At 33.4% G+C, this 10,014-nt stretch carries 12 protein-coding genes; 7 read left to right on the forward strand and 5 right to left on the reverse strand.

Annotated elements, in window-relative coordinates; translation table 11 throughout:
• The 3 genes from WBN21_RS16760 to mraZ all read right to left on the reverse strand — a co-directional run.
• A partial coding sequence (locus tag WBN21_RS16760) for an FtsL-like putative cell division protein (protein ID WP_424202321.1) occupies positions 1-208 on the reverse strand: 208 nt, incomplete at its 3' end.
• Positions 209-1,105: a 16S rRNA (cytosine(1402)-N(4))-methyltransferase RsmH gene (gene rsmH, locus WBN21_RS16765; protein WP_424202323.1), complete on the reverse strand. Its 897-nt coding sequence runs from the start codon at positions 1,103-1,105 to the stop codon at positions 209-211.
• Positions 1,092-1,562 carry a division/cell wall cluster transcriptional repressor MraZ gene (gene mraZ, locus WBN21_RS16770; RefSeq protein WP_424202340.1) on the reverse strand — a complete coding sequence of 157 codons (471 nt, stop codon included), beginning with the start codon at positions 1,560-1,562 and terminating at the stop codon, positions 1,092-1,094. The genes rsmH and mraZ overlap by 14 nt, the downstream gene beginning before the upstream one ends.
• Positions 1,563-1,887: 325 nt before the next feature.
• Here mraZ and WBN21_RS16775 point away from each other — a divergent pair, with 325 nt between their 5' ends.
• Positions 1,888-2,652, forward strand: a complete 765-nt coding sequence (locus WBN21_RS16775) for an alpha/beta fold hydrolase (RefSeq protein ID WP_424202325.1) — start codon at positions 1,888-1,890, stop codon at positions 2,650-2,652.
• A gap of 103 nt (positions 2,653-2,755) precedes the next feature.
• Entirely contained in the window at positions 2,756-3,373 is a 618-nt protein-coding gene (yihA, locus tag WBN21_RS16780) for a ribosome biogenesis GTP-binding protein YihA/YsxC (RefSeq protein WP_424202327.1), read from the forward strand.
• Here yihA and WBN21_RS16785 read toward each other — a convergent pair.
• Complete coding sequence (locus WBN21_RS16785) at positions 3,370-4,464, reverse strand: ABC transporter permease (RefSeq protein WP_424202329.1); 1,095 nt, start codon at positions 4,462-4,464, stop codon at positions 3,370-3,372. The genes yihA and WBN21_RS16785 overlap by 4 nt on opposite strands.
• A gap of 18 nt (positions 4,465-4,482) precedes the next feature.
• Complete coding sequence (locus WBN21_RS16790; protein ID WP_424202342.1) at positions 4,483-6,621, reverse strand: carboxy terminal-processing peptidase; 2,139 nt, start codon at positions 6,619-6,621, stop codon at positions 4,483-4,485.
• A 175-nt stretch (positions 6,622-6,796) separates the two neighbouring features.
• Here WBN21_RS16790 and surE point away from each other — a divergent pair, with 175 nt between their 5' ends.
• The 5 genes from surE to WBN21_RS16815 all read left to right on the forward strand — a co-directional run.
• A complete protein-coding gene (surE, locus tag WBN21_RS16795) occupies positions 6,797-7,570 on the forward strand; it encodes a 5'/3'-nucleotidase SurE (protein ID WP_424202331.1) in 774 nt (257 codons plus the stop codon).
• A gap of 21 nt (positions 7,571-7,591) precedes the next feature.
• Positions 7,592-7,873, forward strand: coding sequence for a hypothetical protein (locus WBN21_RS16800; RefSeq protein ID WP_424202333.1), 282 nt, complete (start codon positions 7,592-7,594; stop codon positions 7,871-7,873).
• The gene (lpxB, locus tag WBN21_RS16805; RefSeq protein ID WP_424202335.1) at positions 7,874-8,986 is read left to right on the forward strand and encodes a lipid-A-disaccharide synthase; all 1,113 of its coding nucleotides are present in this window, start codon (positions 7,874-7,876) and stop codon (positions 8,984-8,986) included.
• Positions 8,987-8,993: 7 nt separating this feature from the next.
• The gene (locus tag WBN21_RS16810) at positions 8,994-9,560 is read left to right on the forward strand and encodes a C40 family peptidase (RefSeq protein ID WP_424202337.1); all 567 of its coding nucleotides are present in this window, start codon (positions 8,994-8,996) and stop codon (positions 9,558-9,560) included.
• 24 nt (positions 9,561-9,584) lie between these two features.
• A partial coding sequence (locus tag WBN21_RS16815; protein WP_424202339.1) for a DUF4131 domain-containing protein occupies positions 9,585-10,014 on the forward strand: 430 nt, incomplete at its 3' end.

Consider the following 10,014-nt stretch of genomic DNA (forward strand, 5'->3'; position numbering starts at 1 on the left):
TCGATCGCCCATCCACAAATGCAGATCGCATTTCTTTAACTTCATTTTTTAATCGTGCAATTTCATATACCTTTTTATCTGCGCTATGCGAACTTGCAATCATTATGATGGCAAGCCCTGATATGAACAGTATAAACCGCCAGTTTCTAAATGAATCATCACTAACTAAGAAAGTTCCCTTTAATATGTTATAGATATTTTTTTTCATTTATATTTTTTCAGCAATTCGAAGTTTTGCACTTCTTGCTCTATTATTTGCCTTTATTTCTTCTTTAGAAGGAACAATTAATCCATTTACTTTTTTTAGTGGAACTTCAAAATTCCCATACATATCACGTTCTGGCTCTCCTTCAAACATGCCATTTCTAATGAATCGTTTTACAAGCCTATCTTCGAGAGAGTGATAGGAAATAAAACTTAACCGACCGCCAACTTTTAACACTTCTGGAGTTTGCAATAAAAACTCCTTTAAAACCTCAATTTCTTGGTTGACCTCAATTCTAATAGCCTGATAAATTTGAGCTAACACTTTATTTTCATGACGCGGAGGCAAAAATTTCCTCAACACCTTTTTCAATTGTTCACTAGTAATAATTGGTTCCGCCTCCCTGTTCTCAACTATTAATTTTGCCATAGCAGGTGCTGCACGCAATTCGCCATATTGCAATAACACTTGTTTTAATTGCGCCTCTTCATATTCATTAACTACATGAAAAGCAGACAGTTTGTTTTCTTGATTCATGCGCATATCTAAATCCGCCTCAAAACGCGTTGAAAAACCGCGTTCAGCAACATCAAACTGATGTGATGACACACCAAAATCTGCTAGAATTCCATCAACTTGTTTCACACCATGAAATCTCAAAAAGCGTTTTACAAATCTGAAATTCTCATGAATCAGCGTAAATCTGTCATCATCAATTGTGTTTTCAAGAGCGTCCGAATCCTGATCAAAAGCAAAAAGCTTCCCTTTTTCACCAAGTCGTTTTAAAATTTCTTTGCTATGCCCACCACCACCAAATGTGACATCGACATAAATGCCATCAGGATTTATATTTAACCCATCAACAGTTTCTTTTAGAAGAACAGGGTTATGATATTCCATCGCTTTCATCATCTTGTCCCATTACTTCTTCAGCTAAATCTGCAAAATCAACTGCAGCGTCATCAATTGCTTGTTCGTATAAATCTTTATCCCAGATTTCAATAATATTGATAGCAGAAGCCACCACTATATTTTTTTTGATATCAGCAAAAACCGTTAAGTCTTTCGGTATTAATAATCTGCCATTCACATCTACCTCAACCATTTTCGCACCAGCAGTAAACCTTCTAATAAAATCGTTATTCTTCTTTTTAAACTTATTCAGCTTATTCATTTTCTGCATTAAAACTTGCCATTCCGCCATCGGATAAAGCTCTAAGCATTTTTGAAAAACAGAACGACGTAGCACAAAACCATCCTGCAAAATCGCAGAAAGTTGCTTTTTGATTGCAGCAGGCATCATTAATCTGCCTTTTGCATCAACTTTACAATCGTATGTGCCTGTTATTAAATCCAAAGCGGTTCTATTGACTTTTAAACGTTTAAGTTTCAAATATATTGAAAATTATCCCACATTATACCACTAAATACCACTTTGTTAATAAATTGTTGATTAAAACTGTTTTTTAACCGATTTATGAATTGAAAAACCCACTCGGTAACTAGCTCCATTTAAATGATAAATTTTTAAACTAACCGCATTGATTTTTAATTAGTCAGCTATGAAATTTTCATGATTTTGAAACTTAAAATCTACTTTTTTGCTTGAAAACAATTATTATAGTGGAATTATGAATGAAATACCTATATTTGTTTTTAACGCATGAATGACTAACTGATTGATGACGCATCGTTTAAAAAAAGAAAAAAACTACAGCTATATTGAAGCAGGTGAAGGCACACCAATAATTGTGTTACACGGTTTAATGGGAGGATTAAGCAACTTTGATGCTGTAACCGATTTTTTTTGTGAAAAAGGTTATAAAGTTCTTATACCCGAACTACCTCTTTACAGCATGTCTTTACTAAAAACTAATGTGAAGTATTTTGCAAAATATCTGCATGACTTTATTGAATTTAAAGGCTATAAAGAAGTTATTTTATTAGGAAATTCTTTAGGTGGTCATATTGGGTTATATCACACCAAACTTTACCCCGAAAGTGTAAAAGCTTTAATCATTACTGGAAGTTCTGGATTGTATGAAAATGCAATGGGCGGTGGTTACACAAAACGAAGTGATTATGAGGTTATTAAAAAGAAAGCACAAGACGTATTTTACGATCCCGCAGTAGCTACAAAAGAAATCGTTGACGAAGTTTACGAAACCGTGAACGACCGTAATAAGCTTATAAAAACTTTAGCAATTGCCAAAAGTGCCATTAGACATAATATGGCTAAAGATTTACCAAAAATAAAAACACCAACTTGCATCATTTGGGGGAAAAATGATGGCGTTACCCCTCCAGAGGTTGCAAATGAATTCAACGCATTGTTACCTGACTCTGAATTGTTTTGGATTGACAAATGTGGTCATGCAGCCATGATGGAGCATCCTGAAGAGTTCAATAAAATTCTTGATAGGTGGTTGCAAAAGAGAGGGTTTTAACAAGAAATCCCCAAATAAAAAATCAAAAAAAATCCCAATCTGGAAACTCTAAATTCCTTTAATAAGATTCCCTCCTTCGAGGGAATGACAAAAAATACTTGTCATGAAAATTAAGTCTGCCGAATTTGTTATGAGCAACTCTGATGTTGCTAAATGCCCAAAAAGCAGATTACCAGAATATGCTTTTATTGGCAGAAGTAATGTTGGCAAATCATCATTAATAAATATGATAACCAGCAGAAAAAGTTTAGCTAAAACCTCTGGAAGACCTGGAAAAACACAACTTATTAATCATTTTTTAATTAATAAAAACTGGCACTTGGTAGATTTGCCTGGCTATGGTTATGCAAGAGTTTCTAAAAGCTCCAAAAAGGTGTTCCAAAAATTTATAACACAATATTTTGGCTTACGCGAACAGTTAGTTACGGCTTTTGTTTTAGTTGACATTAGGCACGACCCACAACCAATAGATTTAGAGTTTATGCAATGGCTTGGTGAAAATGGTATTCCGTTTTCAATAATATTTACAAAAGCTGATAAACTAAGACCACAAGCCATTGAAAACCATGTTGGAGATTACAAAAAAATCCTCCTAGAAACTTGGGAAGAAATGCCTAACTACTTTATTACTTCCTCTTCAAAGGATATTGGGAAGGATGATGTATTAGATTATATTGATGGATTAAATGAGAATATGGAGTTGGACTCTAATCAGAATTAACTCTTAACATCCAAAGCATCCCTAAGCGCATTCCCAATTAGCATAAAAGCCATTACCAAACTCATTATACAAAGCCCAGGAATAATTGCTAAATAAGGTTTCCCAAGAATAATATAGTTGTAGTGATCTTTAATCATAGCACCCCAACTTGCCATGGGTGGTTGCGCTCCAATACCGAGAAAACTCAAACCGCTTTCTATTAAAATAGCCGCTGCAAAATTAGCTGCCGAAATAACAATTACAGGCGCCATAATGTTCGGCAAAATATGTTTGGTAATAATCCTAAAGTCATTATACCCCAAAGCTCTTGCTGCGGTTACGTATTGCATTTCTTTGGTGCTTATTATTTGTCCGCGTACCACCCTAGCAACTTCAACCCACATTGTTAAACCTACTGCAATAAATACTTGCCAAAAGCCTTTTCCTAACGCTAATGTTATCGCAATAACTAATAATAGCGTAGGGATTGACCATGTTACATTGATAATCCACATAATTAAGGCATCCACTTTTCCTCCAAAATAACCAGCAACACTTCCCATGAAAATTCCAATTAGCAAAGATATTAGAACTGCTACAAAACCTATAAAAAAAGAAATTCTAGCACCAACTAAAACGCGACTTAATAAATCGCGTCCATATTTATCTGTGCCAAAAAGAAAACTTTTTTCCTTAATAAAATCTTTAATTGAATTATTTGGAAACGCGCTTATCATAATAGTTTTTTCAGCACCTTCTAAACCATCAGTTGCATATTCCTTATAGATCAAAACCTCATCATTAATGTTATATTCTGAAATAGGAATTTCCGTATCTGTATTTTTCTTTCCGAAGAAGACCTTATCAAAACCACTTTGCTCCACCTTAATTTTTGATGGAATAGTTAGCATCATGACTTTAAACCCAGGTTTTTCTGAATGAATTGCCAAATGCATTTGATTGGCGTATTGCGAATTATCAGGCGCAAACAAATAAGCAAATACCGACACAATACCCACTAAAACAATAAAGTAGAAACTGAAAACGCCCCAAAAGTTCTTTTTAAACTTTTGGAGCGCTAATTGTTTTAGTGAGTTTGATTTATGACTCATTACAATACTTTCTATAATTTATTTGCGAACAGTTGATGCTACTTTTTTGATTGGGTAAGCTGTTTTTAAATCTTCCAGCACGTTTATCGCCTCTTCAACATAAACATCCTTACTTAAACTCGTGTGCCAACGTTCGCGTTTTTCTTTTAAGTCTGTAGTGTCTTGAGAAATTAATGCTTTTTCATAACCACTCGACTCAAACGTTAAATTTGTATTGTAATTAGAAATAGCATCATATTTTTTTGATTCTAATTCATTAGCGTCTAACTGTTCTTTATACGTTTTATAGTTTAACGAGTAAACCGTTTCATCAATTTTACTTTTAACCCATTTAGCATTTTCTTCAATAAGTTTTAATTGATTATTCGTACTCATCCGTATTTTACTATTTGCAACAGTTGTATCATAATTAAAATAATTATCCCAAGGTGTATAATCAGCGGCATCAATTTCATCATAAGGTAATGGATTAGCCTTATCTTTTTCGCCTACGTCAATAAAACTAAAACGTCCAGGCACATTTATATCACTTTTTACGCCTTCTAATTGTACTGAACCACCATTAATTCTGTAATATTTTTGTCTAGTAAGCGCCAACGCACCTAAATCGCCACTGGTATTGTTTCGTAACATACTATTCAAATCAATCACATTTTGAACGGTTCCTTTACCGTAAGTCTGTTTTCCACCAATAATAATGGCACGTTTATAATCTTGCATTGCTGCTGCCATAATCTCAGAAGCTGATGCTGAAATTTCATTCACCAAAATAACCAACGGACCATCCCATGAAATGGATTTGTCTCTATCTTTTAAAACCTCTTTCGGCTGATCTGTAGAACGCACCTGAACAATAGGACCGTCTTTTATAAACAACCCAGCCATATCAACCACAGCTGGCAACGAACCTCCACCATTATTACGCAAATCGAGAATTAAGCCTTCAATTCCGTCTTCTTTTAAGCGCTCAATTTCCTGCTTAACATCTTTGGCTGCATTTATGTTTTTGTAATCTTGAAAATCCACGTAAAAAGCTGGCAAATTAATAACCCCAAATTTCATGTTATCTTTTTCCACAACAGAGGATTTAGCGTAGGTTTCAACTAGCTCAACAACATCTCTAGTAATTACTACATCTTTAATAGTTCCATCTACCCTTTTAACAGTTAGGGTTACTTTTGTTCCCTTTGGGCCTTTAATATATTTAATAGCGTCATTGATACGCATACCAACAATATCAACAGGAAATTCTTCGTCTTCTTGCTTTACTTTTAGAATAATATCCTCCACTTCTAACTCGTTACTTCTCCACGCTGGGCCACCAGAAATCAATTCTACTATTTTAATATAATCCATTCTTTTTTGAAGTCTTGCGCCAATACCTTCAAGTTTACCAGACATACGCTGATCAAAATCTTCTTTTCCCTTCGGAGCTAAATAATACGTATGCGGATCAAACTCTTCAACAATAGTATTTACATAAACGGCAAACCAATCTTCACGTTGCTGATCGTCAATATAATCTTCAAAATAAATATTAATAGACTTTAAAGTTGCTTCACGAGCTTCCTTTTCAATTTGAGCATCAGGTTTTAATACATATTCAGGATTTGCTTCATTAGCTCTTTTTTCTTCTTCTTTAATATCGTCATAATTAGAAAGCGTAGAGAATTTTAATTGTTTTCTCCATCGGTCTTTCATCTCTTTTTTATTTTTTACATAGGCGCTATTTTCATAATTTGTATCAAAGTCTTCATCAATTGAATAATCAAATGGTTTTGACAACACCTCTTTGTAAATATCTTTAGATTCCTCAATACGCTTCAACATACGTTCATGTACAACATTAAAAAATGTTATATCCGTTATTTTTAGCTGATCATCAATGTTAAATTTGAATGCTTCAAAATCCTTATAATCAGACTCGTAAAAGTACCGTTTAACAGGATCTACAATTTCTAAATAATCTGAAAACAATTCCGCAGAAAACGCATCATCTAAAGCAATTGGGTCAAAATGACCTTGCTCTAATACAAAGGTGATTATTTGGATTAATAATTTATCTTTATCTGGATTACTGAATTTTTTTGATGTAAAACTGCAAGACGCAAATGCTAATAAAAGCAACAACGAAAGTATTTTATAATTCCTTTTCATAATATTCTTCATGAGTTAATCTTTTTTGCTTCTGGAAAGCACAGCATAATTTTCACTAAAATAAAGAAAAAACCATGCCAATTGTTTTAAACGCTACTAATTTTTTGTTAAAGCAAAGAAATTGAGCGTTTACTAACGAAATTATGTATTTTAGCGAGGAAATTTATCAATAATAATGAGCAAAAAGCCCCTAATACTAGTTACAAATGACGATGGTATAAACGCCCCAGGCATTCGAGCTTTAATTTCAGTAATGAATTCCATTGGTGATGTTGTTGTAGTTGCTCCTGAAAGTCCACAGAGCGGTATGGGTCATGCTATAACTTTAAATTCAACTTTATACTCAACGGAAGTTGATTTTGAAAAAGGTCCACAAAAGGAATTTAGTTGTTCTGGCACACCTGCTGATTGCGTAAAACTAGCAATTAGAGAACTTTTAGGAAGAACCCCAGACTTATGTGTTTCGGGTATTAATCATGGCTCAAACGCATCGATAAATGTGATTTATTCAGGCACCATGAGCGCAGCCATTGAAGCCGGAATAGAAGGTATCCCTGCCATAGGATTTTCTTTATTGGATTATAATTGGGAAGCTAATTTTGAGGCTTCGAAACCTTTTGTGAAATCCATTACTGAACAGGTGTTAAAACATGGTTTACCAAACGGCATTGTTTTAAATGTTAATATTCCAAACCTTCTTGAAAAAGACATAAAAGGTATTAAAGTTTGTAGACAAGCAAAAGCCAATTGGGTAGAAGAATTTGACAAACGAAAAACCCCACAAGGGCGCGACTATTATTGGTTAACTGGTAAATTTGTTAATTTAGATGGCGGTGAAGACACGGATGAATGGGCACTTGAAAATAAGTATGTAACCATTGTACCAACTCAATTTGACTTAACAGCCCATCATTTCATAAAGGATTTAAACAGTTGGGATTTTAAATAATAAAACACATTAAAAAAATAAATGAAAAAGGACATTTTTATAGGAATGATTGTTGGCTTAATTGCCAATGCTATTGGTTTATTTTTAGCAGCCAACTTACTGGGAAAAGGAGATGATTTCATGGTAGTTATTAAAGCTGCCATTGCTGAAGGGTTTCTTGGAAAACTAATAAGTTTGGGCGCCATTTTAAACTTAATTGCTTTTTTTGTTTTTATTAAAAAAAAACAAGATTATCGTGCTAGAGGCGTTTTATTAATAACCGTTTTTATTGCCGTTTTTACCTTTGTTTTTAAACTCTTCTAAATGAAGTATTATATTGTAGCTGGTGAAGCATCGGGCGATTTACATGGCTCAAACTTATTGAAAGCATTGAAAGCAATTGATGCTGATGCCAATATTAGGTTTTGGGGTGGAGACCTTATGCTTGCTGCTGGAGGCACATTAGTTAAGCATTATAAGGAACGTGCTTTTATGGGGTTTATTGAAGTTATTACAAACCTCAACAAGATTTATAAAGACATTTCATTTTGTAAAACTGATATTTCAAAATTTAAGCCTGATGTTATTATTTTTATTGATAACTCTGGTTTCAATTTACGCATTGCAAAATGGGCAAAACAAGAAGGTTTTAGGACAAACTATTATATTTCTCCTCAAGTTTGGGCATCTAGAGCGAGTAGAGTTAAAGATATTAAGCGTGATATTGATAATATGTATGTGATCCTTCCCTTTGTAAAACCGTTTTACAAATTACATGGATACGACGTTACCTTTGTAGGACATCCATTAATTGATGCCATAGCCAATAGAGAACAAGTTGGTGAATTTAAATTTAGAGAAACGCACCAATTAGGCGACAAACCTATAATTGCCTTATTGCCTGGAAGCAGAAAGCAAGAAATAACAAAAATGCTTTCAGTCATGTTGAGTTTAGTTGACAAATACCCAGACCATCAATTTGTTATTGCCGGCGCTCCAAGTCAAGATTTTAGTTTTTATGAACCTTTTATAAAATCTAATAATGTAAAATTTATAGCCAATAAAACATATGATTTATTAAGTGTTTCAACCGCAGCCTTGGTTACTTCAGGAACGGCCACTTTAGAAACTGCACTTTTTAAAGTCCCTCAAGTGGTTTGTTATAAAGGAAGTAATGTATCTTATCAAATTGCGAAACGCATTATAACTTTAAAATATATATCGTTAGTAAATTTAGTTATGGATCGTGAAGTAGTTACCGAACTTATTCAAAATGACTTTAATAAAAAGCGATTAAAAAAAGAACTAGATAAAATTTTGGACACAGAAACCCGAAAGAAATTGTTTTTAGACTATTATGAATTAGAAAAAAAATTAGGTGGAAAAGGTGCCAGTAAAAAAACTGCGAAACTGATTTACGATTCTATCAAATCTTAACTTTTAGATGAAAAAAATAATATTCATACTTCTTTTATTTATCAGCTTTAGCAGTTGCAAATCTTCAAAGCGCGCTAAAAACAAGAAAACTTCCTCCACCAAAATTATTACCAAGAAAAGCAAACAAAAAACTACAGATTACAACAATGGGAGTAGTAAAACGGTATATTCTGAAGCAGCTACCAATCATTCAAAAGCTGATATTATTATAGATTATGCCAAACAGTTTGAAGGGGTTCGCTATAAATGGGGAGGCACAACAAAATCTGGAATGGATTGTTCTGGTTTGATTTATGAATCATTCAATTCTTCTAACATTCACCTCCCTAGAATATCCCGAGACATGGCTAAAAAAGGGAATAAAATTCAACTTAAAGAAGTTTTAAAAGGCGATTTACTATTTTTTAAAACAGGAAATAGGCGAAATTCTATAAATCACGTAGGGTTAATTGTTGATATTCGAGATAACGATATTAAGTTTATTCATGCCACAACTGGCGAAGGCGTTATTATTTCTGGACTTAATGAAGCTTATTGGCTAAAAGCATTTCACGAAGCGCGACGCATATTATAAGTTAATTTTATATCTTTCAAGAGTATGAAATTACTCAATTTTGCCATCATCAAATTAACCATTTGCCTTATTATTGGCATTCTAATTGGGTATTTATGCAAAATTTCAATTAACGTTTCTATTGCATCAACCGTTTTTCTTTTGTGCAATTTATTTGTTTTCTATCTCATTGCAAGAAAACAGTTTATAAAAACGATTTGGTTTGGGGTTTTAACCTTTTTAGTCATGATTTCTATTGGTGTTTTAACATCGGTGCTTCACAACCAAAAAAACTTCTCAAACCATTATAGCCAAGTCATTTCCGCGGAAGCGGACACCTTAAAAACTATTACTTTTAGAATTCGAGAGGTATTAAAACCTTCCAACTACTACGATAAATATGTTGTAGACATTTTAGAAATTGACGACAATAAAGTTTCTGGTAAAACACTTTTAAATATTCAGAAAGACTCAT

It is taken from the genome of Algibacter sp. (genome assembly GCF_049667265.1).
GTDB lineage: Bacteria > Bacteroidota > Bacteroidia > Flavobacteriales > Flavobacteriaceae > Algibacter_B.